General features: G+C 67.7%; 1 protein-coding gene. It reads left to right on the top strand.

Annotation, left to right across the window (positions count from 1 at the left end):
- Window positions 1-112 precede the first annotated feature (112 nt).
- On the top strand, window positions 113-535 hold a 423-nt coding region (locus tag AACY49_RS30285), incomplete at its 3' end, for a PLP-dependent transferase (protein ID WP_339527936.1).

Raw genomic sequence — 535 nt, forward strand, 5'->3', positions numbered from 1 at the left:
CCTCGGCGCTGGCGTTCGGCGCGCATTTGCTCGGCAATGAAGCTGCGGTCTATGACGGCAGCTGGTCCGAATGGGGCGCAGACCGCACCACACCCAAGGCGACCGGCGCGGCGTGAACGACGATCGCGACTGCCCGAAGGGCGATGCCACCCGTGTCGTAGCAGCGGGGCGGCGCAAGGAATGGACGCAGGGGATCGTCAACACGCCGGTGTGGCGCGCCTCGACGATCCTCTACGATAGCGTTGCCGATCTCCGCGCCGCCGGTACCAGCAATACGCACCATCGGCTGTTCTACGGGCGCAAGGGCACGCCGACGCAGTGGAGCCTCGCCGACGCGCTGAACGAACTGGAACCCGGCGCGGAGGGCACGTTCCTATACCCCTCAGGGGTCGCCGCGATCGCAGCGGCCTTGTTGTCGGTGCTCTCGCCCGGGGACGAGCTGCTGCTGCCCGATTCGGCCTACGACCCGACCCGATCGATGGGCACCGGCCTGCTCAAGCGGATGGGAATTTCAACGCGCTTCTACGATCCGCTG

Origin of the sequence: Pseudomonas sp. EL_65y_Pfl2_R96 (assembly GCF_963970905.1) — a bacterium.
Classification (GTDB): Bacteria; Pseudomonadota; Gammaproteobacteria; order Pseudomonadales; family Pseudomonadaceae; genus Aquipseudomonas.